Annotated in this window: 23 protein-coding genes; 12 read left to right on the forward strand and 11 right to left on the reverse strand. The window is 40.0% G+C overall.

Translation table 11 applies throughout. The annotated features are described in order from the left end of the window. The first annotated feature begins 2 nt into the window (after positions 1 to 2). From C4F49_RS11950 to C4F49_RS11985, 8 genes are all read left to right on the forward strand, one after another. On the forward strand, positions 3 to 1,661 hold the full coding sequence (locus C4F49_RS11950; protein ID WP_196936064.1) for a sensor histidine kinase: 1,659 nt from the start codon (positions 3 to 5) through the stop codon (positions 1,659 to 1,661). A gap of 13 nt (positions 1,662 to 1,674) precedes the next feature. Continuing rightward, positions 1,675 to 2,388 carry a response regulator gene (locus C4F49_RS11955; protein ID WP_196936065.1) on the forward strand — a complete coding sequence of 238 codons (714 nt, stop codon included), beginning with the start codon at positions 1,675 to 1,677 and terminating at the stop codon, positions 2,386 to 2,388. A gap of 122 nt (positions 2,389 to 2,510) precedes the next feature. Then, entirely contained in the window at positions 2,511 to 2,984 is a 474-nt protein-coding gene (greA, locus tag C4F49_RS11960; RefSeq protein WP_196936066.1) for a transcription elongation factor GreA, read from the forward strand. Positions 2,985 to 3,215: 231 nt separating this feature from the next. Further along, positions 3,216 to 3,626 (forward strand): HIT family protein, encoded by a 411-nt coding sequence (locus tag C4F49_RS11965; RefSeq protein ID WP_196936067.1) that lies wholly within the window; start codon positions 3,216 to 3,218, stop codon positions 3,624 to 3,626. A gap of 129 nt (positions 3,627 to 3,755) precedes the next feature. After that, positions 3,756 to 4,412 (forward strand): DedA family protein, encoded by a 657-nt coding sequence (locus tag C4F49_RS11970; protein WP_196936068.1) that lies wholly within the window; start codon positions 3,756 to 3,758, stop codon positions 4,410 to 4,412. 6 nt (positions 4,413 to 4,418) lie between these two features. After that, the gene (locus C4F49_RS11975; protein ID WP_196936069.1) at positions 4,419 to 4,967 is read left to right on the forward strand and encodes an inorganic diphosphatase; all 549 of its coding nucleotides are present in this window, start codon (positions 4,419 to 4,421) and stop codon (positions 4,965 to 4,967) included. Between the two features lie 3 nt (positions 4,968 to 4,970). Further along, a complete protein-coding gene (locus C4F49_RS11980) occupies positions 4,971 to 6,287 on the forward strand; it encodes a hemolysin family protein (protein ID WP_196936070.1) in 1,317 nt (438 codons plus the stop codon). 16 nt (positions 6,288 to 6,303) lie between these two features. Next, entirely contained in the window at positions 6,304 to 7,017 is a 714-nt protein-coding gene (locus C4F49_RS11985; RefSeq protein ID WP_196936071.1) for a 16S rRNA (uracil(1498)-N(3))-methyltransferase, read from the forward strand. 234 nt (positions 7,018 to 7,251) lie between these two features. On the opposite strand, the gene C4F49_RS11990 is transcribed toward C4F49_RS11985, so the two are convergent. The 5 genes from C4F49_RS11990 to C4F49_RS12010 form a co-directional block, all read right to left on the reverse strand. After that, on the reverse strand, positions 7,252 to 7,701 hold the full coding sequence (locus tag C4F49_RS11990; RefSeq protein WP_196936072.1) for a hypothetical protein: 450 nt from the start codon (positions 7,699 to 7,701) through the stop codon (positions 7,252 to 7,254). Positions 7,702 to 7,746: 45 nt separating this feature from the next. After that, a complete protein-coding gene (locus C4F49_RS11995; protein WP_196936073.1) occupies positions 7,747 to 9,204 on the reverse strand; it encodes a bifunctional 2-methylcitrate dehydratase/aconitate hydratase in 1,458 nt (485 codons plus the stop codon). Between the two features lie 162 nt (positions 9,205 to 9,366). Beyond that, positions 9,367 to 10,518 carry a bifunctional 2-methylcitrate synthase/citrate synthase gene (prpC, locus tag C4F49_RS12000; RefSeq protein WP_196936074.1) on the reverse strand — a complete coding sequence of 384 codons (1,152 nt, stop codon included), beginning with the start codon at positions 10,516 to 10,518 and terminating at the stop codon, positions 9,367 to 9,369. Between the two features lies 1 nt (position 10,519). Beyond that, a complete protein-coding gene (gene prpB, locus C4F49_RS12005; protein ID WP_196936075.1) occupies positions 10,520 to 11,398 on the reverse strand; it encodes a methylisocitrate lyase in 879 nt (292 codons plus the stop codon). 195 nt (positions 11,399 to 11,593) lie between these two features. Then, positions 11,594 to 12,412, reverse strand: coding sequence for a glycoside hydrolase family 16 protein (locus C4F49_RS12010; RefSeq protein ID WP_196936076.1), 819 nt, complete (start codon positions 12,410 to 12,412; stop codon positions 11,594 to 11,596). Positions 12,413 to 12,686: 274 nt separating this feature from the next. Here C4F49_RS12010 and C4F49_RS12015 point away from each other — a divergent pair, with 274 nt between their 5' ends. Both C4F49_RS12015 and C4F49_RS12020 read left to right on the forward strand, forming a co-directional pair. Next, positions 12,687 to 13,568, forward strand: a complete 882-nt coding sequence (locus tag C4F49_RS12015) for a glycerophosphodiester phosphodiesterase family protein (RefSeq protein WP_196936077.1) — start codon at positions 12,687 to 12,689, stop codon at positions 13,566 to 13,568. Between the two features lie 134 nt (positions 13,569 to 13,702). Beyond that, complete coding sequence (locus C4F49_RS12020) at positions 13,703 to 16,339, forward strand: DUF3857 domain-containing protein (RefSeq protein WP_196936078.1); 2,637 nt, start codon at positions 13,703 to 13,705, stop codon at positions 16,337 to 16,339. Between the two features lie 63 nt (positions 16,340 to 16,402). On the opposite strand, the gene rimK is transcribed toward C4F49_RS12020, so the two are convergent. From rimK to C4F49_RS12040, 4 genes are all read right to left on the reverse strand, one after another. Next, positions 16,403 to 17,338 carry a 30S ribosomal protein S6--L-glutamate ligase gene (gene rimK, locus C4F49_RS12025; RefSeq protein WP_231388297.1) on the reverse strand — a complete coding sequence of 312 codons (936 nt, stop codon included), beginning with the start codon at positions 17,336 to 17,338 and terminating at the stop codon, positions 16,403 to 16,405. A gap of 45 nt (positions 17,339 to 17,383) precedes the next feature. Further along, complete coding sequence (locus C4F49_RS12030; protein ID WP_196936079.1) at positions 17,384 to 17,815, reverse strand: ATP-dependent zinc protease family protein; 432 nt, start codon at positions 17,813 to 17,815, stop codon at positions 17,384 to 17,386. A 9-nt stretch (positions 17,816 to 17,824) separates the two neighbouring features. Continuing rightward, positions 17,825 to 19,003, reverse strand: coding sequence for an AIR synthase related protein (locus C4F49_RS12035; RefSeq protein WP_196936080.1), 1,179 nt, complete (start codon positions 19,001 to 19,003; stop codon positions 17,825 to 17,827). Between the two features lie 233 nt (positions 19,004 to 19,236). Continuing rightward, entirely contained in the window at positions 19,237 to 19,518 is a 282-nt protein-coding gene (locus C4F49_RS12040) for a hypothetical protein (RefSeq protein ID WP_196936081.1), read from the reverse strand. Positions 19,519 to 19,826: 308 nt separating this feature from the next. Between C4F49_RS12040 and C4F49_RS12045 the strand changes: the two genes are divergently transcribed. Beyond that, positions 19,827 to 20,030 (forward strand): hypothetical protein, encoded by a 204-nt coding sequence (locus tag C4F49_RS12045; protein ID WP_196936082.1) that lies wholly within the window; start codon positions 19,827 to 19,829, stop codon positions 20,028 to 20,030. A 21-nt stretch (positions 20,031 to 20,051) separates the two neighbouring features. After that, a complete protein-coding gene (locus C4F49_RS12050) occupies positions 20,052 to 20,465 on the forward strand; it encodes a hypothetical protein (RefSeq protein ID WP_196936083.1) in 414 nt (137 codons plus the stop codon). A 192-nt stretch (positions 20,466 to 20,657) separates the two neighbouring features. Here C4F49_RS12050 and C4F49_RS12055 read toward each other — a convergent pair whose 3' ends face one another. Both C4F49_RS12055 and purH read right to left on the reverse strand, forming a co-directional pair. Further along, positions 20,658 to 21,131 (reverse strand): DNA-deoxyinosine glycosylase, encoded by a 474-nt coding sequence (locus C4F49_RS12055; protein ID WP_196936084.1) that lies wholly within the window; start codon positions 21,129 to 21,131, stop codon positions 20,658 to 20,660. A 95-nt stretch (positions 21,132 to 21,226) separates the two neighbouring features. Beyond that, positions 21,227 to 22,753, reverse strand: a complete 1,527-nt coding sequence (gene purH, locus C4F49_RS12060) for a bifunctional phosphoribosylaminoimidazolecarboxamide formyltransferase/IMP cyclohydrolase (RefSeq protein ID WP_196936085.1) — start codon at positions 22,751 to 22,753, stop codon at positions 21,227 to 21,229. Positions 22,754 to 22,790 lie beyond the last annotated feature (37 nt).

The following is a 22,790-nucleotide window of genomic DNA, read 5'->3' on the forward strand; positions in this document are numbered from 1 at the left end:
CTGTGGCAAAAGTAGATGTTAGATACAGAAAGAATTTCGGGCTTCTGATTGCTTTCTTAATTGTGGTCACTTTGCTTTACGTGGTCACTGTTTTGCTTGGCAGAAATTTGATGACCAATTTCGTTGAAGCTGAATTTAACAACCGAAAAGCCGAAGTCTTTGACGAAACCATTAAGCCCTTTAATGATTTCTTCTACTCAAAAATTCCTGAAGTTTCTTATTATCAAGGTTTTTTGGATGTAAACCAAGCTTCAGGCATCTCCAACACCATTCTGCGAAAGAACCCATTCATCGAGAAAATAGTTTTCTACGATATTCTATTTACCAATAATCGATTGCTGAGTCCAGGAATTAGTTTTAATAATCTTTTATTCCACCCCAAATCAACCTACACATTTAATCTGGATCCAGAGAATAAGCTAGTTAAAACCAAATTGAATGCAGAATTGACGAAACAATATGCCGATGACTTCAATAACATGGCGATTAAGGTCGTTAGTTTTTTAGACCGAGTGAATTACAGCAGTAGAATCAGCGATGCGGATTTGTATAAGGTTTATTATTCGGTCAATCCGGGCAAGATTACCTATTTGAATATTCCAAGAAAATCCGATTTGCTTTCTTATAAGAATTTAATGGAAGACCCGCATGCGCCGTTAGTCGAATACGAGCAAGATTGGTTTATTTTTCTTGTCGACCCTCAAAAACTGGCGGTGGTCAATCGCTTTACGAATCTTTATGAATCCATAGAAATTATACCAGTAGTCAATTCGAGTTTGAATGATGATGCGAATAGTATCATAACCGAATTTCCACTTCCGGGTGCACTATCTGACTACAAACTGTCCTTTAAAACTACAGTTTCACATTTGACCAAAGAAATTAACCGACGATTTATTCCTGTTGTATTTGGTGTGTCAGTTTTGTATATTGTATTGTTGATGATTGCCTATTTGATTAACAGAAATATATTGATAAACAGCAAGTTGTATAGGTTGCAGTATGATTTTATCAATAACCTGACGCATGAATTTAAGACTCCCGTGAGCGTAATTAAGATCGCAGGAAATAATATTCAGAGTGCCGACAGGTTGTCTGATGAGGAGCGTCAAATGTATGGCAGGATTTTAGACCAGGAAGCAGATAAGTTAAATAATTTGATGAACAAATTGTTGTCATTTTCACAGATTGAAAACAAGTCCATCAAATTTAAAGCGGAACGAATTGATCTAAACGATTTCTTTGATTCAATATTTAGCGCGATAAAACTTAAGTATCCTGACTTGCAATTGGATTACTCGGTGAATGTCGAAAAAGATTTGTACGCGGATCCTGTATTGTTGTCTTCTGTTTTTCAGAATTTAATCGACAATGCATACAAGTATTCGGAGCCTGACAAGAAATTTCTTAGTGTCAAGGCACAACAAAACAAAAAAAATATTGTTATTACTTTTGAAGATAAAGGAATTGGAATAAATAAGGTTGAATTTAACAAAATATTTAAGAAATTCTATAGAGTGAAAAACCAGTTTAATCAGCAGGGAAGTATAGGTCTAGGATTAGCTTTCTGTAAAGAGGTAACTGAATTTATGGGAGGAGAGATTAAAGTGGTCAGTAAACAACACGAAGGAACAACCTTTACTTTGATTTTCCCAGTGTAACTAAACATGCATTATGAATAAAAAAGATATAACTATAGCTGTTATTGAGGATGATGAAAATTTAAGATTTTTAATCAGTCACCGTTTGAAAACTGAAGAATATGAAGTCATTCAATCGGGCAACGGCTTAGAGGGCGAAAAATTAATATTAAAGAGAAAACCAGATATCGTTCTTTTAGACTGGATGTTGCCAGGAAAAGAAGGGATTGAGGTCTGTCAGTCTTTGCGCGACGCAGAGTTTGAGAATGTCATTATTATGATTACGGCTAAATCTCAGGACGTGGACAAAATCGACGCTTACAGTTTAGGCGTAACCGATTACATCACAAAACCGTTCAATATGGACGTGTTGGTGGCTATGATTGAAAATAAAGTACGCTATTTCATTCCGAAAGGAAATACCGATGTTTATAATTTTGGAGATACAGAACATCATCCATACATTCATTCGCTCGTCAGAGCAGGAAAGAAAATTGAGCTTACCATTTTGGAAAACCGGATTCTCTTGCATTTCTTGCAAAATAAAGGCAGAGATGTCACTCGGGAAGAGCTAATGGAAGTGGTTTGGGGATACAGTTCCAACGTCAATACGCGCACCTTGGATATGCATGTGGTCCGTTTGCGGAAGAAAATTGAGACCAATCCGGACAAGCCACATTTCTTGCAAACCGTTAGAGGTTTGGGCTACAAATTTATAGAAGACGAAGTAGTAAAAGAGAACGATTAATATTTGGAAATCTGATTGTTCTTAATTATCTTCGTGATAATCAGCAAGACCATATTGTCCTAATGGATAATGTGGTCTTGTCTTTTTTTTTATTTATAAACTAATAATGAGATTAAATTAATATGGCTAAAGTAACTTATTACACAGAGGAAGGCTTAGCGAAGCTAAAGGAGGAACTTCACCATCTGAAAACTGAGGGAAGAACTAACATTTCAAACGCTATTGCGGAAGCGAGAGACAAAGGAGATTTGTCGGAGAACGCAGAATATGATGCGGCCAAAGATGCTCAGGGACATCATGAAGCTAAGATTGCTAAACTTGAAGAAGTTTTGGCGACTGCTCGTTTGATTGACGAATCTAAGCTAGATACGTCCAAGGTTTTGGCTTTATCTATCGTAAAAATTAAAAATTTAAAAACGGGCGCAGCGATGACGTATCAATTGGTTTCAGAAACGGAAGCGGACCTTAAAGCAGGGAAGATTTCTGTTAACTCGCCGATTGCCCAGGGTTTGTTAGGCAAATCTGTAGGCGACGTTGCCGAGGTTGAAGTTCCGGCTGGAGTTATCCAATTAGAAATTTTAGATATCTCCCGCTAAAAAAATATAGGTTATGTGCGGGTTCAGCCATAACCGCACAATATACTTTTAGACACCCAATTCGTAAAGCGGATTGGGTGTTTTTTTACACGGCTTTTGTTCATTTCAAAAACTATTCTGTAGGTTCATTTGTAGTATGCTTATCAGAATAATAAATGCTGTCACTCAGATGACCGTCTAGTATAGCTGATTTTTTATATCTTTGTTTTTATACATAATTGAAAGTAGAATATGTCTACCATTTTTTCGAAAATTGTAGCTGGTGAAATTCCAGCTTATAAAGTAGCCGAAAGTATCGATTTTTTAGCTTTTTTGGATGTCAATCCGCTGGCTTTCGGTCATGTCTTAGTCATTCCAAAAAAAGAAACTGATTATATTTTTGATATTGCCGACGATGAATACATGGGACTATGGGTTTTTGCCAAAATAGTTGCCCAAGGAATCAAACAAGTAGTGCCCTGTAAAAAAATAGGAGTTGCTGTAGTAGGTTTAGAAGTCAATCACGCACATATTCATTTAATTCCAATCAACAATGTGAGCGACATGAGCTTTGAGCGGGCTAAACTCAAATTTTCTGATGAAGAAATGTCTAAAATAGCCGAAGAAATCAGAGAAGCTATAGCAAATGTTACCAACGCATAGTGACATTTATTTTTTAGTTAAATCTATGCACATCTCATTATAAAATTATTTAAATTAGCTATCATCAAAAAATGATATTAGCTGGTCTGAATGTTGGCGTTTCAATATTTAGGCGTAAAGAAACTATATATGCAAGACTTTTTGTTGTCCTTTCAACAATTACTAGACCCAGAATACCTTCTTAGCCATGGCGGATTCTATATCGTATGCTTGATTGTATTTGCCGAAACCGGCTTGTTTTTCGGATTTTTTCTTCCTGGTGATTATTTATTGTTTTTAGCCGGATTGTTCTGTGCTTTAGATAAAATCGATGTGGATATCGTCACTTTATTTTTTGGAATATTAATATCAGGGATTCTCGGCAACTTTGCCGGATATTGGTTTGGATATCGAGCCGGGCCCATGCTCTTCAAACGAAAGGATTCTGTTTTATTCAAACGGAAATACGTCGTTATGGCTGAAGAGTTTTATCAAAAATATGGAGGCACAGCATTAATAATTGGACGCTTTGTTCCAATAATTCGTACATTTGCGCCGATATTTGCAGGAGTTGTGCAACTTAACTTTAGAAAGTTTGTCATCTTCAATGTTGCCGGAGCCCTATTATGGGTTGGCTTGTTGGTCTTGACTGGCTACTATTTAGGCATTAAATTCCCTGCAATTATTAATTACGTAGAATATATCATTATCGGCTTGATCGTCATCGCGTTCTTACCTATAGTAATTGCGCTGCTGAAAAGATGGCTAAAAGATAAAAAAGCAAAAAAACAAACAAACGAACAGTAACATATAATGAGTACACAACACCCTTGGCATCAAGTTTCACCTGGAGAGGATTTGCCTAATTCTGTCAATGCAATTATTGAAATCCCTAAAGGATCAAAAGCAAAATATGAAATTGACAAAGACAGCGGATTAATCAAATTAGATCGCGTTTTATTTTCTTCAGTGATGTATCCTGCGAATTATGGATTTATTCCTCAAACGTATTGCGATGACAAAGATCCTTTGGATATCTTGGTTATCTGTTCGGTCGACGTGTATCCAATGAGCTTGATTGAAGCCAAAGTAATCGGTGTTATGCACATGATTGACAATGGCGAGCAAGATGATAAAATCATTGCGGTAGCAAAAAATGATATGTCTGTCAACTACATCAACGATCTTTCGGAATTGCCTCCGCATACTATGAAAGAGATTGTACGTTTTTTCAAAGATTACAAAGCTTTGGAAGAAAAAAATGTAACAATTGAAAATTTATATGGTAGATCTTACGCACAAAAGATTATCTTAGAGAGTGTAGAATTATACAACAAAGAAATTCGATCATCACATGCCTAATTAATGGGAACTGATATTTTTTGGACGGTTTTTTTAGTGCTAGCGAATGGCTTTTTCGTTTCGGCAGAGTATGCTATTGCGAAAATCCGTGCTTCTCAAATTGAATTGCATGCCAAGTCAGGAAGCAAAGCCGCTAAAATCGCCAAAAACATCACCGAAAATCTGGATGGATACCTAGCTGCAAGCCAGCTAGGTATTACGATTGCTTCTTTGGCACTCGGCTGGATTGGAGGTCCTATGATGGTGAATGGTGTGAAAGAATTATTCGAGTTGTTGAGTCTAGACGTTTCCATCTCATTTACGCATTATTTCGGAATTTTCTTAGCATTCACATTTATTGCGGTATTGCATATCGTTTTAGGCGAGTTAGTGCCCAAAGCTGTGGCGATTCAAAAGCCTGTTTCCACAACCATGCGAGTGGCTGTGCCTCTACAGTTTTTTTATTACCTGACCCGTCCGATTATTTGGATTTTAAATGGCTTAGCTAATTTTTTCCTTCGTTTGATGGGATTCAAAGCCGCTGGCATTGAAGCTGACCATTCTTCCGAAGAATTGCAGTATTTATTGGAACGAGGAAAGGAAAGCGGTGCATTGAACAATTCAGAACATGAATTGATCAAGAACGTCTTCGATTTTAATGAACGCATCGTGAAAAACATCATGGTGCCGAGAACAAAGATTGTAGCTGTAGAATTGGATGATTCGCCTGAGGAATTTATCAACATGGTCATGGAAGAAGGCTATTCCCGAATTCCGATTTATGATGATAACATTGACCAGATTGTAGGTGTTGTTCATACAAAAGATATTTTGCCTATTGTTGCCAAAGGCAATGAAGTTGTGCTTAAGAATATCATGCGTAAGCCATACTTCATTCCTGAAACAAAAAAAATCAATGATTTGATGGCTGAATTTCAGCAAAAGCGCATTCAAATTGCATTTGTGCTAGATGAATTTGGTGGAACGGCTGGTATGGTTACGCTAGAGGATATTGTCGAAGAATTGGTTGGAGAAATCCAAGATGAATACGATGAAGAAACACCTTTGGTAGAACGCATCTCGGAGACAGAATATTTAGTTGATGCTGGCGCAAGTGTGCATGATGTCAACGAATTTCTTCCTTTGGAACTTCCTGAAAGCTCAGATTACGATACCATTGCAGGCTTAGTCAGTCATGTATTTGATAAGATACCTGATGTTGGGGAACAGAAAATCGAATTGGGTTACAATTTTATTATTCTGAAGAAAACCCAGCAGAACATCGAATTTGTCAAATTGGAGTTGGTCGAAACGGCTGATGACGAAGAAGACGATGATTAATCTTTAATTCCATTTCGTGCATTTATTTTACACGCCCCTTTTAAAACCTGAAAATAAAGAATTCTTTCTCGACGAAAATGAAAGCAAACATGCTATCCGTGTGTTGCGTCTATCGAAAGGAAGTGCGGTTGTTTTAATAGATGGAGTAGGAGGTTTGTACCAAGCTGAAATATTGGATGCAAATCCAAAACGCACTATTTTAACGATTACCCAAGTACAGAGCGAATACCAAAAGAGTTCATACGCGCTGCATATCGCCATGGCGCCTACCAAAAATATGGATCGCGTCGAGTGGTTTTTGGAAAAGGCGACAGAAATAGGTCTTCAGGAATTCACGCCGATTATTTCTTCTCGTTCAGAACGCAAAGATGTGAAGATTGAACGTCTCGAAAAAGTTGCGGTCTCCGCGATGAAGCAATCGTTGAAAGCCTATTTGCCTAAAATAAATCCTGCAGTAACGTTCAAGCAATTTTTTCAGCAAGATTTGTCAACCTATCAGACTAAAGCAATTGCGCACTGCGAAGATGGCGAGAAAGTCTATTTAGCGGAAGCCAGCCAACCGAAACAACAGTGTCTTATTCTGATTGGTCCAGAAGGTGATTTTTCGTCAGAAGAAATCGATTTGGCTTTACAAAATGGCTTTACCGCATTAAGCTTAGGCAACTCGCGCTTAAGAACTGAAACTGCGGCTCTAATGGCCTGCGCAGAAGTATCTTTGCTAAATAGATAATTCCCCCTAACCCCCGAAGGGGGAATAATAGCACCGCCGTTCGATATCTTCCGCAGCGCGATGTCGAACTTAGAATAAATCGGGATTTGTAATCCCGAACAAATTGAGCGGATTACAAATCCGCTTTTATCAGAGATTCAGGATGCCCCTTTGGAACATCCTGAATAGCACAAACAAAAATGGCCAGTCTGCATTTACGCCTACCAGCCACTTTATAAGACCCAGAAAGGTTTTTTACTTTTTACTTTGAAAACCTCTGTTCGATATCTTCCGCAGGGCGATGTCGAACTCATAAATAAACTGGGATTTGCAATCCCGAACCCAGCACAAAGATTTTAAGAGTAGAACGGATTGCAAATCCGCTTTTATCAGAGATTCAGGATGCTCCTTCGGAACATCCTGAATAGCGCAAACAAAAATGGCCAGTCTGCATTTAAGCATACCAGCCACTTTATAAGACCCAGAACGGTTTTTTACTTTTGAATTTTTACTTTTTACTTTGAAAACCGCTGTTCGATATCTTCCGCAGGGCGATGTCGAACTCGTAAATAAATCGGGATTTGTAATCCCGAACACTTGAGCGGATTGCAAATCCGCTTTTATCAGAGATTCAGGATGCTCCTTCGGAACATCCTGAATAGCGCAAACAAAAATGGCCAGTTTGCATTTACGCCAACCAGCCACTTTATAAAACCCAGAAAGGTTTTTTTACTTTTTACTTTTTACTTTTTACTTTGAAACCTCCATCAAATCCACTACCTCATTAACATTCAAATCAATTAAAGCATCATAATCCAAAGTATTTTCTAGGATTTCTTTTTGCTGTTCTTCCGAAAAGATACGCGCAAGATTTGTTTTATATTTTGCGATTAATTTTGGAATACCCTCATCACGGCGGCGGCGATGGCCAATTGGATATTCTACAACAACTTCTTGCAATACCGTTCCGTCCGTTAACTCAACAGTCAATGCATTGGCAATCGAGCGCTTTTCTGGATCATGGTAATCTACCGTAAATTGTGGGTCTTCCACGCAGACAATCTTATCGCGCAACGCATCGATGCGCGGGTCTTGAGCGATGGAGTCTTCGTAATCTAAGGCAGTCAATCGACCGAAAATCAACGGAACCGCTACCATGTATTGAATACAATGATCGCGATCGGCAGGATTATGCAGGGGGCCTTTTTTGTCGATGATGCGGATCGCCGCTTCATGCGTGCGAATGGTAATTTTGGCAATATCGTCAGAAGATTTTCCTACTTGCTGTAGCAATTCGTGCAAAGTCATTGCGGCTTCTACCGCAGTTTGCGAATGGAATTCAGCGGGGAATGATATTTTAAACAATACATTTTCCATCACATACGAACCATACGCTCGTTGGAATTCAAATTTCTTGCCTTTAAACGACACGTCGTAGAATCCCCAAACCGGTGCAGTTAAGACGGATGGATAACCCATTTCACCTTTTTGAGCGATTAGCGCAAGACGCACTGCTCTAGAAGTCGCATCACCCGCTGCCCAAGATTTGCGGCTGCCTGTATTTGGTGAATGGCGATAGGTTCGCAACGCTTGTCCGTCGACAAAAGCCAGCGAAACCGCATTGATCAATTCATCTCGGGTAAGTCCCAATAATTTCCCAACTACGGCTGTAGAAGCAACTTTTACAAGGATAACATGGTCGAGCCCAACTTTGTTAAAGGAATTCTCCAATGCTAAGACACCTTGGATTTCATGTGCCAAAACCATTGCTTCCAGAACAGTTCTCATTTTTAAAGGCTGTTTGCCTTCGGCAATAAAGGTTCGGCTTAACCAATCTGCTGTGGCTAAGATGCCACCGAGATTATCTGAAGGATGTCCCCATTCTGCAGCCAACCAAGTGTCGTTAAAATCCAGCCAGCGAATCATTGCGCCAATGTTAAACGCACCTTGAACCGGATCCAACTGGTAATTAGTTCCCGGAACTTTTGTTCCATTTGGAACAGTCGTTCCCGGCACGATCGGTCCCAGCAATTTAGTGCATGCAGGATAAGTTAAAGCCTCAAAACCACAACCTAGCGTGTCTAGGAAACAGTAGTGAGCAGTTTTCCATGCCAAGTCATTTTCAATTTTATAATTTAATGCATAATCCACGATATCAGTCAATACCTGATCGGGCTGTGTTCTTTCGTTTGAAATTGTTGTACTCATTTAGTAAGTATATAGATATTAGTATATAGTATTTAGATGTTAGTATATAGATATTAGTATATAGTAGTTAGATAGTAGCAGTGTGAAGATTCCGTCATTTGATACAATTATTAGTCAATTGATAGGTCTATATACTAAATACTATCTACTAAATACTACAAACTACCTCATATCTACTTCAACAAAAGCCCTATTTTCTGGGCCGGTATAATTTGCGCTTGGGCGGATGATTTTGCCGTCTTGTCGTTGTTCGATAACGTGTGCACCCCAGCCTGTAACTCTGGATAGGACAAACAGCGGTGTGAACATGGATGTCGGAATGCCCATTAAATGGTAGGAGACTGCCGAAAACCAATCCAGATTTGGGAACATTTTCTTTTCTTCCCACATAATGGTTTCGATGCGTTCCGCAATGGAGAAGAGCGTCATATCACCGGCTTCTTCGGAAAGATCTTTGGCAATTTGCTTGATTACCTGATTCCGAGGATCGGAAATGGTATACACGGGATGGCCAAAACCAATAATTACTTCTTTATTCGCCAAACGTTTGCGGATATCGGCCTCCGCCTCATCAGCATTCGCGTAGCGGCTCTGAATTTCGAAAGCTACTTCATTCGCTCCGCCATGTTTCGGTCCGCGTAAGGCTCCGATTGCGCCTGTAATGCTCGAATAAATATCCGAACCTGTACCAGCAATCACGCGCGCAGTGAAGGTGGAAGCGTTAAATTCATGCTCTGCGTACAAGTTAAGGGAAATTTGCATCGCTCTAACCCAAGATGCAGCAGGTGCTTTGCCATGCAATAGATGCAGAAAATGCCCACCTAGGGTTTCTTCGTCAGTTTCCACAGCAATTACTTGTCCGTTGTTGCTGAAATGATGCCAGAACAACAATCCAGAGGTCATGCTGCTCATCAAGCGATCGATGATGTTACGTGCTTCAGCGACGGGATGGCTTTCCTTCTCAGGAAAAATTGTTCCGAAAACAGAAACATAGGTACGTAATACGTCCATTGGATGCGAAGCAATCGGCAACAACGATAAGGTGTCCTGAAGAATATTAGGCAATCCCCGTTGGGCTTTTAGCTTTTCGACATAAGCCGTTAACTGCGCCTGCTTAGGAAGGCTGCCATAAATTAATAGATAAGCCACTTCTTCGAAAGAAGCTTGATTGGCCAATTCTAAAATGTCGTATCCTCTATAATGAAGATCATTTCCGCTTTTTCCAACACTGCATAATGCGGTATTTCCGGCAGGAACGCCCGACAGCGCGACACTTTTCTTGGGTTTGAACCCATTTTCTTGCTGTTCTGTCATCTTATTTTTTATTAAATAATTGATCTAATTTATTTTCATACGCATAGTAATCGATGCTTTTGTATAACTCTTCGCGCGTCTGCATGCTCTGGATAACCTCGGATTGGGATCCGTCCATGCGGATATGCTGGTAGACATTCAATGCGGCTTTGTTCGCTGCGCGGAATGCCGACAGGGGATACAAGACCATGGAAACATCGACGCTTCTTAATTCTTCCGTTGTATACAATGGCGTCTGTCCGAATTCAGTGATGTTCGCCAGGATAGGCAATTGCGTAGCATCCGAAAATTTTTGATAATCTTCCAAGTTCCTGACCGCTTCGGCAAATATAAAATCCGCTCCAGCATCGCGGTAAGCTGTGGCTCTTTCCAAGGCTTTGTCCAAACCCTCGGAAGCCAAGGCATCCGTGCGAGCACCGATTACAAACTGTTCGTCTGTACGCGCATCGACAGCTGCCTTAATGCGGTCGACCATTTCTTCCGTGGATACCAATTCTTTTCCCGGACGATGTCCACAGCGCTTGGCACCGACCTGATCTTCGATATGTATGGCGCCAGCTCCCGCTTTAATCACGGAACGGATCGTGCGCGCGACATTGAAGGCTGATGGGCCAAAACCGGTATCGATATCGACAAGAAGTGGAAGGGAACACACATTTGTGATGCGTTCGATGTCTATCAAAACATCTTCTAAGGTCGTAATTCCGAGATCTGGAATTCCTAATGATCCGGCAGCAACGCCGCCTCCAGAGAGATAAATGGCTTTGAATCCCGATTGTTCGGCCAACAGCGCATGGTTCGCATTGATGGTGCCAACGATTTGTAATGGTTTTTCGGATTGAATAGCTTCTCGAAACCGAAGACCTGCAGATGATGTCATACTTAATTTTTTAGCTCTGTTTGGAAATTATTTTCCAATGTTTATAATCCTATCAGTGGATATGGCTTGGAAGTGTGTTGCCGATATCCAGTTTTCTAAATTAGTAAAAAATATTATGTCAGCATAAAAAACGATCTACATTTTTTATGAATGTCAATGAATCCTGTACAGAAAGATTTTGGAAGTTCTTCTCAGCTATTTCTTTGGAAGATAGGGATAGTAGCGGATGTAATCGACTAGCAATTCCGCTGGCAGGCTACCTTCATCGATGCCTTTGGACCCGCCCCAATTGCCACCGATGGCGAGGTTAATGATAAAATAAAATTCTTGATCAAATGGCCATTCTTCTGAGCCTGTATGTGGATTTTGATAGGTGAAGAATAATTCATCATCGATGTAACCATTGATGTATTCAGGCGTCCAATCCACGCGATAGGTATGGAAAGCGCTTGTTGCGGTAGGGATTAATTTGCTTGCTGTTTTATGATTTCCTTTCATGCCATTAAATGCTTGCATATGCATGGTCGTATGCATGACATTTGGGTCAAATCCGACATGTTCCATGATGTCGATTTCGCCAGATTTTGGCCAGCCACCATACACGGATTTGCTGGGCATCATCCAGACTGCAGGCCAAGTGCCGCGCTGCGTAGGAACTTTCGCACGTACTTCCATACGTCCATACAGAAAATCACCTTTGCCTTTTGAATGGATTTTGGTAGAATGAAAGGCCGCTTTGCCTTGCTGTTCTTTTGTTGCGGTTATTTTTAGGAAGCCATTCTCGATCGAAACGTTCTTTTGATCCTGCACATAATATTGCTTTTCGTTGTTTCCCCAGCCATTTTCACCCATGCCGATATCAAATTGCCATTTGCTGCTATCTGGCATGCCGTCAGAATTAAATTCATCTGACCAAGCTGGCTTGTTGGAAAAGGGTTCTCCAGAAAGCTGCTTCGCGGAGCGACAGCTCAATAAAAACAAAACGCTTAGTAATAAGTAGGCAGTAGATTTCATAACGAAAAGTTTTAGTGCTGTATCGGCTTATTGTTAAGCTAGTAAGTTACAAAAAAAAATGGGGAAGGAAGCAAACTCCAACTTCATCTATAATTGCTGTGCTGATGAAGGAAACAGACTAAGCGAAATGGGGAAATTAGTTAGCCGTTGTCATAGTTAGGCTTAGGCCGAAGTCAATCGTAGTATTCATTAACAAAAGCTTAATTCGGATTTCCCGTTGGATTCATTTATTTTTGGTTGTCGGGACATTTAACATACATCACCTAAACAGCGCATGAAAAAGCAATTTTCTCTAATCGGTCTATTTTATTTCTTCTTCCAACTCGCTTGTTTTGGACAGCATCAATCCTTGCCAACTTATCTGAATTTTCAAACGGTAGAAGAGATGTATGCCTATTTTACATTCGCCCCTGGCAAAAAAATAGTATCTGGGCATCGGGGAACAACAGAAAATGGTTTGCCGGAAAATTCAATCCCAGGTTTTGAAGCTGTCTTAGCGGAAACGCCAGCGATATTCGAAATTGACCCACGGCTCACCAAAGACGGCGTGGCTGTGCTCATACATGATGCGACATTGGATCGCACCACTACGGGAACCGGGAAAGTGGCCGATTATACATGGGAAGAATTAAAGAAACTTTATTTGAAAGATGCGCAAGGAAATGTGACTAGTTATCGCATCAATACGCTGGACGAAGTGATTGCATGGGCAAAAGGCAAAACCATTCTAAACTTGGATAAGAAAGATTTGCCGATGGAGATGACGGCCGAAATTATTCGAAAGCACAATGCCTATACTTGGGTTTGGGCGACGGTGCATACGACAGAGCAAGCTAAATTTTATCTGTCTAAAAATCCAAAGCACTATTTATCGATACATATCAAAGATCAAGTAGCTTTAGAAAAGTTTAAGGAGGCTGGATTGCCTTATGACCGAATGATAGCATACATAGGTCCCGAAATCAAAGCAGCGAACAAAGAAATGTATGCCTTTTTAAACGAAAAAGGAGTGATGTGCATGATCTCATCTGCGCCAACTTATGATAAGCTGTCGACGAAGGAAGAGCGCGCTGAAAAGTACCGGGCTGTATTTTCGGATGGCGCATCCATCTTGGAATCTGATTTTCCGATTGAAGTCGCGAAATCCATTCGCTAGGCGAATAGAAATTAGCGTTCGTGAACTCATCGATTAGATATTTTAATAATAAGTTAAATAAATCATAGTTTTCTCTTATCGGTATTCTTTTAATCAGTTTATATAATTATTTTTGATTGATTATTATTAACCAAATGAAGAGTAAACATTCTGTTGCCCTAATTTTTTTCTTTGTCTACCTGCTTATTGCGCCAATATGCATTGCGCAACCTAAGATCTATACATCCGCGAAACCTGATTGGTTAAGGGAAATCACCAAAAGCCCTGTCGTACCTGATTTTGATGAAATCAGTCTGGGTTATTATTTCGAAAAATTTGATTATCAGATCAATCTGAAAGAACAAACTCGTTATGTTCAGAATATCAAAGTCCTGATTGACAACAGCGGCGCTGAAAATGCCGGGCAGATCAACATTGATTTTGATCCACAATACCAAAAGCTCTATATCCACGAAGTCAAGATTATTCGGGGCAATGAGACCATCGACCAATTGAATTTGGCAAACTTCAAAGTCATTGCTTCAGAAACAGAACGATCGCGCTTTCTCTACAATGGAACCTATTCGGCCTATCTTATTCTGGATGATTTGCGAAAAGATGATAAAATAATCTTGTCCTATTCGTTGAAAGGCTTTAATCCTGTTTTTGCGGGCAAATTTTTTGATTCGTTTTATTTGCAATACTACGAGCCAGTCGGGCTGATGCATGTGAGCTATGTCGTTCCTCAATCGCAGACCCTTAATATCCGCTCGCATGCTGGCGCTGCAGATCCAATAAAACAAGTGAAAAATGGCTATTCCTACTACTCTTGGGAAGAAACGAACCTGCCGGGATATGATTACGAAGAATATGAGCCTGCTTGGTACGAGACGCATCAATGGATCGAATGTTCGGAATACAAGGATTGGAAAGAAGTTGGCCTGTGGGCCAAATCGGTGAATGAAATTCCTTCGATCGAAGCAAATTCGCCCCTGCGGAAATATGCTGACGAGATCTGGAGCGAATCCAATAAAAACGTAACGCGCTATGCTAAGTTAGCAACGGATTTTGTGCAGAATGATATTCGATACATGGGCGTGGAGCTGGGAGAATATTCCCATCGGGCGAATAATCCAAATAAAGTGTTTAATCAGCGTTATGGCGACTGCAAGGATAAATCGGTATTGCTCGTTACCTTATTAAGAGATAAAGACATCGACGCTTCCTTAGTCTTAGCGCACACTACAAAAGGCCACGATCTCGACAATCGATTGCCATCGGCAGGTGCATTCAATCACATGGTCGTACAGCTTACGATCAATGGGCACAGACAATTCATCGATCCGACCATTAGCAATCAATCCGGAGAGTTTAAATCGCGCTTTTTCCCTTACTATGAAAAAATGCTGGTGCTGAACAGTCCAGATGTTTTGGTCGATGCACCGCTAAATTCGGATGGGTTTGCGAACATTGTGGAAACATTTGCTTTGCAAAAAGACGGTTCGGCAACCTTGGAAGTCTACACGCTTTATACTGGTTTTAGGGCGGATAATCTGCGTTCTTACTTCGCGAGCAATGCCAAAAAGCAGATTCAAAAAGATTACTTAGACTATTATAGCGAAAGCTATAAATCCATTGTCGAGGAAAAACCTTTGCGATTTGTCGACAATCGAGGAGACAATAGCATCGAAGTCTATGAATACTATACCATTGAGGATTTTGTCAACGTCGAAGATGGTACGAATAAAAAATACCTTGCTTTTTACGCGAGTTCGATTTCAGAAAAGTTTCCCGAAATAAAACCCGATCGGAAAGCGCCTATTGCCATGGGATATCCAAGCAAGATGAGCTATTCGGTTATTCTGGCAAATCCTGATCGAATATCCATCGACCTGGATCCTGAGTTTCATAATTTCCATAGCGATGCCTATTCTTTCGTCAAGAATATTAATTTCGATTTAGATACCATGCGTATTCATTACGATATTGAAATTCGAGAGCCTTTTGTCAAGCAAGACGATTTGAAAGAATATTATTCGAACTTTAAAGACCGAGATAAATTCTTGTACACGTCCTTTTACCTGAATGAAAATGGTTCGATTGGAGGCAATCAATTTGCTACTGGATCTGCAAATGCTTGGGCTGTTTTGTATGCTATTGCAGTAGTCATCGGAATGGTCTTTTTCTATATCCGCTACAACAAAACAAAGCCTTCATCCATTATCCCCTTGACAGATGGACCTGCTTACGCAAGTTTAAGGGGATGGTTGATTGTTTTGGCAATTGCTATCGCTATTTCTATTATTCGGTTAGTCGTTGAGCTATTTACGACAGGTTTCTTTTCAAATAGCTTATGGGATGCTTATCTGTATCTGGAGAATGTTTCAAAAGCTTCGTATTGGGCGGTGTTAATCTTTGAACTTACAGGCAATGTCATCCTTATCGCGAGCTTTGTCTATTGCATGTACTTGCTATTGAACAGAAGAGATCTGTTTCCAGCGACTTTTCTTTATCTAACGATTCTTCTTTTTCTATTTCTTGTGCTAGATATTGCTTTCGTGAGGATATTTTTGCCGATTTTACCTTTCGACCCCACTGCCATTGGCGGATTCGCCTTTCCAATCATCTGGGGGTTATATGTTTATAACTCGGAAAGAGTAAAAGATACTTTTGTCGTACCGTATTATCCTGTGGAAGAAAATAAGGGACTTGAAGCGAATGCGGCTGAAGAATCTCCTAACTATTCCGATAGCGACCAAGCGGGCGAATCTAGTGGAATAGAAAAGGAGTAGCTGTATGTGGAACTAAGAAAACTAAAGGATAATTTTTAAGGGAACGTCGATGAATTCCTTTAATTACAATTTGCTTTCTTTTTTTACTTTGCGTTTGACAGTAGTTGGTTTAAGCAATTGTTTCGCTTCGTATTGACGTTCTAGGTACATGATGATTTCGCTGGCGATATCCTTTCCTGTAGCGACTTCAATGCCTGCTAAACCCGGAGATGAGTTCACTTCCAAAATCAATGGTCCGCGTGCCGATGGCAATAAATCTACACCCGCTACCGTTAATCCCATTGCTTTCGCGGCAGAGATAGCGGTCTCACGTTGCTGACGTGTTAATCGGACAATTTCAGCTGTTCCTCCGCGATGTAAGTTCGAACGGAATTCGCCTTCTTTCGCTGTACGTTTCATTGCACCAACGACTTTACCATCCACAACAAATGCACGGATATCTGTTCCTTTGGCTTCCTTGATGTATTCTTGAATTAGGATATTATTTCCTAAACCATAAAAAGCTTCGATTACGGATGATGCGGCTTTTTTTGTCTCCGCCAACACGACACCTATACCTTGCGTGCCTTCTAGTAATTTAATAACTAGGGGAGCGCCGCCAACCATGCGGATCAAATCATCCACATCCGATGCAGAACGTGCGAAACCAGTAATCGGCAAGCCTAAGCCCGCTCCAGAAAGAATTTGCATGCAGCGCAGTTTGTCGCGCGAGCGTGTGATGGCCGGACTTGGATTTGCTGAAATCACATCCATTACTTCGAACTGGCGAACGATTGCCGATCCATAAAACGTCACCGAAGAACCGATACGAGGAATGATGGCATCAATGTCTGCAATATCTTGCCCTTTGTAATGAATGCTGGGTTTGCCTTGCTGGATACCCACATAGCATTTCCCATGATCGATAACTACACATTCATGACCACGCTTTATTGCTGATTCGACCAATCTTTTGGTCGAATAAAGATTTTTATTTGTTGAAAGTACTGCGATTTTCAAAACGAAACTTTTTTAATGTGTAAACAATGGGAATACAGAATAGTTTTAGATGCTGTTCTTTGCTAAAGACTTTTTGGAGACATCCACCAAAAATTTTCCCGTAATAAAATTCCTGCCCAATAACATGGGGTAGGACATGGAAGAACGGTCGCGAAACGAGAGCTTGATGTCGTATAAGCAATCGAATAATCGAATTTTTGTTAAAAATATATAGCGGGTTTCGGCATGTCCGAACGAACTTTTAACGATGCGCTCGCGATGAACCGGAAACGTTACTTTAATGGTTTCCTCAGCTTCAGGATCAGGGCGGATATGGCTACTGATGTGCAAGTGTCCGTCTTGATTAAAAATCTCGTAATCCTCACAATGCAATACGGAAGTTTCGGCACCTGTATCGGTTTTTGCTTCGATATTGTACAATCCCAACTCAGGCAAGTCGACAATTTCTGTTCTTCCGATAATGCGCTTGTCTTTCATTATGCGATTTTAGTTGTAGGTATATTCTCCGTAAGCTGATTGAATAGTGACTTGTTTTGTTTCGCTGGCTTCCACTCGGCCAACGATTTGTGCCGGAACTCCAAAAGATTCAGAAATTGCAATAATAGCTGGCGCAATGCTTTCGTCTACATACAGTTCCATGCGATGTCCCATGTTGAACACTTTATACATTTCTTCCCAAGGTGTTTGGGATTCTTGCTGAATCAGTTCAAATAGGGGAGGAATAGGAAAAAGATTGTCTTTAATCACATGCACTTTATCTACAAAATGCAAAACTTTCGTTTGTGCACCACCTGAACAGTGAACCATCCCATCAATTTGCGAACGGTATTTGTCCAAAATGGTTTTGATAATAGGCGCATAGGTGCGAGTTGGCGATAGAACCAACTTTCCGGCCGTCAATTCACCATGTCCTTCAATGGAAATTTTATCATCCAGTTTTTTCGTTCCCGAAAAAACAAGGTCATAAGGAACAGCAGGATCATAACTCTCTGGGAATTTTTCAGCAACAGTTTTTGAAAAAACATCATGGCGAGCCGAAGTCAATCCATTCGAACCCATACCGCCATTGTATTCTTTCTCATACGTAGCTTGCCCATAAGAAGCCAAACCAACGACTACATTGCCTGCTTTGATGCGGTGATTTGAAATCACATCTTCGCGCTTCATGCGGCAAGTCACCGTGCTATCGACAATAATCGTGCGCACAAGATCGCCCACATCAGCCGTTTCACCTCCGGTGGAATAAATACCAATGCCCAGATCGCGCAATTCTTTTAGAATATCTTCGGTACCGTTAATGATTTCAGCCAAAACTTCGCCCGGAATCAAGTTTTTATTGCGCCCAATTGTTGACGACAATAAGATTTGGTCAATCGCGCCAACGCACAGTAAATCATCCAGGTTCATAATAATCGCATCTTGCGCAATGCCACGCCAAACGGATAAATCACCTGTTTCTTTCCAGTACGAATAGGCCAAAGACGATTTTGTCCCTGCTCCATCTGCATGCATAATGTTGCAATAACTTTCGTCTCCTCCTAAGATATCGGGAATGATTTTGCAGAATGCTTGTGGAAATATCCCTTTGTCGATATTCTTAATGGCATTATGCACATCTTCTTTCCCAGCCGATACGCCTCGTTGATTGTATTTTAAATCTGACATTGTGATGCAAAAATAGGGTTATTAAAGGTAAAATAAAAAGTTAAAATCAAAAAGAGGATAATGGCTAGGGTTTTGATAAAGAAAGGAGCTTTAGGGCTATTGATTAACCATTCTGGCGTTTTTACATTAGCTGAGCTTGAACGTTAGCTTTTGAATTTAAGATGTAAAAATGAGGGTTAGTTAGACAGGTTTAATTTTTAAATTTGAATTCAGGATATAGGTAAGCCGATTAATTATCTTTCCTTCTTTAAAAAAGCCATCGACAAATTATAAATTCCCGTCGACGACTGATCAATCGTCGCCAACAAATCATAAAAAGTCGTCAACGAATGAACAATCGTCGTCAACAAATCATAAAAAGTCGTCAACAAATCATAAGAAGTCGTCAACAAATCATAAGAAGTCGTCAACAAATCATAAAAAGTCGACGACAAATCATAAAAAGTCGACGACAAATCATAAAAAGTCGTCAACAAATCATGAAAAGTCGACGACGAATGATAAAAAGTCGGCAAAGAATCATGAAAAGTCGACGACGAATTATAAAAAGTTTTTGCCTTTAAATCCCTCTTTTTCTGACAATTTATCTGCTTTAATATCTGTTAATATATTAATTTTCAGTTATTTACGACTTTGGTTAAAGTTTTAGCTATCTGAATAGACTTCCAATGATAAAACTTTAATTGTCATTGATTTGTCATAAGTTATTTTTTATTTTTTTAATTAAATAATTTCTTTTTTAAATTTGATATAACAAAATCCACACACCCCTATGGATTTGTTGTCTACAGTTTGAATATGAAAAATTTTAAATAATTAAATTATGAACAAATGCAAACCTCTTCAAGATTACAAAGAATTATCCTTTGTAAAATTTGGTGCTTTCGCTACGCGAATTGCTACCAATATGCGTAAGCATGATATCTTTAAGGATGGACTGCCTACGATTGATTTGTTGGATGAGCAATTATTGGTCTTTATGCCCATGTCAGATGTGCAGCGATTGGATAGCTTGCAATCTACCTAGCGCGATAATTTAAAAACGGAAATGGTAGTTAATTTGGATGATCTTAATAGCCTAACTGACTATGTAGCCAAAGGACGCAAAGAAATTATTCTTTTGGCAGGCTTTAATCCGTCCAAAGAAGAAAATTCATCATTGCCTCCTGTCCAAGAAATTACCGGCCTTACCGTCAATTATACCACAGCGTTAGGTATATTTAAAATTGGCGTGAAGAGGCAGGAACAAGCTTATGAATATATTTTTAAATGGGTATTCGAAAACCCTGTTGATTTAGTAGAAGTAGTTTGGAATGAATACACTTCTCATAAAGCAAATTTCGAAGTGAATGTCGGGCGTACTTCGGGTACGATATGGTTTATGGTAGAACTTAGAGATAAAGAAGGTGATGTAGCTCAGACGCCTATTTACTCTAAAGTGATTGCAAAATTAGGATTGTAGACAGCTTTCATAAGTAACAAAGTGAACCAAGGTAATCGCCGAAAGGCAAAGATTGCCTTGGTATTTTTTTTAGTTTCATTTTGTAATCCGTATTCTCTCGCCAATTTTAAGCAACCATTATTGCAACTTGATTGTTAAGTATACGTACTAGTGAGTATCAGGTTGTTTTTAGTTAATTTTCTAAAAGCTTTTCTATTTAATCACCTTCCAGCTTTCGCATAGTTTGCTAAAGGAGTAGGTTGCATTAGCGGGGCTTGTGCTTGGGAGCGATTGATAGTTCACATGAGGTAGGCGAGTGAAATATTTGTCGTGTAGCTTTTCTGCTTTTTGGCCATTAAAGAATACCTGTTTAATATCTTTGTCGACAATCAATTTTTCGAGCTCATTCGGAACTTCTTGCAAGATAGCATGGTCCATACTTCCTTTTCGCGTAGCGGAAGCACAGACATCCCAAACGGCAAGCTGATGGTCAAGGATCAATTTCTTCCGAACCAAATAATTGTTGGATAGCGGTTCTTCGAAAATTGTGAATAGCACTTTCCAAAATCGATTTTGAGGGTGCGCGTAATATTGATTCAATAGTATCGATTGATCTCCAGGCAGGCTGCCTAAGATTAATGTATGCGCATTTTCGGATACGATAGGGTCAAATGACTTTTTTAGCATGGTTTACTGTAAGAGATTTTAAGCTGTATTTCCCTAACAGATAGCAAAAGAAAAGCCAAGATTTCTCTTGGCTTCCACTCTATATTGCTATTTTCTTAATGTTTGAAATGGCGCACACCAGTCGTTACCATCGCAATGCCTTTTTCGTTAGCCATATCGATAGACAATTGATCTTTGATCGATCCGCCTGGTTGCAACACAGCAACGATACCTGCTTCAGATGCAATTTCAACGCAATCTGGAAAAGGGAAAAATGCGTCGGACGCCATGGAACTGCCTTTTAAGTCAAATCCAAATTCATTTGCTTTTTGGATCGCTTGTTTCAATGCATCCACGCGGGAAGTTTGACCCACACCCGAAGTGATCAAGGTGCCATTCTTAGCAAAAACGATTGTGTTTGATTTTGTGTGTTTCACAATTTTATTCGCAAAGTACAAGTCTTCTAGTTGTTCTGCCGTAGGAGCTACTGTGGTTACAGCAGTCATTTCTGCAGGGCCTTCGACTGTGCTGTCCTTATCTTGTAGGATGACCCCATTCAATAAAGTCTTGAAATGTTCGGTAGGCAAGCTTACTTCTTTGCGCACTAAAATAATGCGATTTTTCTTAGCCGTTAACACCGCAATTGCTTCCTCAGAATACGAAGGAGCGATCAAGACTTCGAAAAATAAGTTGTTGATTTCGGTAGCTGTCGCAGCATCTACTTCTCTGTTGGTGATTAAAACACCGCCAAAAGCCGAAACAGGATCACATGCTAAAGCCGCTTCCCAAGCTTCTTTGACTGTAGCTCTCGACGCTACGCCGCAAGCATTGGTATGTTTTAAGATCGCAAATGTTGGCTCTTCGAATTCATCAATGATCGCAACCGCTGCATCCACATCTACTAAATTATTATACGATAATTCTTTACCATTTAACTTCGTGAACATCGCTTCTAAGTCGCCAAAGAAGACTCCTTTTTGATGCGGGTTTTCTCCGTAACGCAAAGTTTGCGCTTGCTGAACTGACTGCTTAAATACCGGCAAGCTTTGGTCTTGGTTAAAGTAATTAAAGATCGCTGTATCGTAATGTGAAGAGGTATTGAATGCTTTCTTCGCAAATTCCTTACGTTGCTCCAAAGAAGTTGTTCCTTCTTGATTCGCTAACATTTCTTCCAAGACAGCGTAATCATTTTTCGAAGAAAGAATAACGACGTCATTGAAGTTTTTGGCCGCTGCGCGAATTAAAGAAATACCACCGATATCAATTTTCTCGATAATATCTTCTTCAGATGCGCCAGAAGCAACAGTTTCTTCAAAAGGATATAAATCCACAATCACTAAATCAATTTCTGGGATTTCATATTGCGCTAATTGTTGTTGATCGCTTTCCAAAGGTCTGCGCGCTAATATTCCGCCAAAAACTTTCGGGTGCAAGGTTTTCACGCGTCCACCTAAGATAGAAGGGTAGCTGGTTAAATCTTCGACTGGAACGACATCGATGTTCAGGTCACGGATAAAAGCTTCTGTACCTCCGGTAGAATAGAAAGTAACACCATACTTGTTGAGTAATTGAATGAGAGGCGCTAAGTTATCTTTGTAATAAACAGAAACTAGAGCATTTTTAATCTTAACAGGGTGATTCATTGTGTGTTTTTTGGAATGGCAAAGATAGCCAATATAA

The organism is Sphingobacterium hungaricum (assembly GCF_015210005.1).
GTDB lineage: Bacteria > Bacteroidota > Bacteroidia > Sphingobacteriales > Sphingobacteriaceae > Sphingobacterium > Sphingobacterium hungaricum.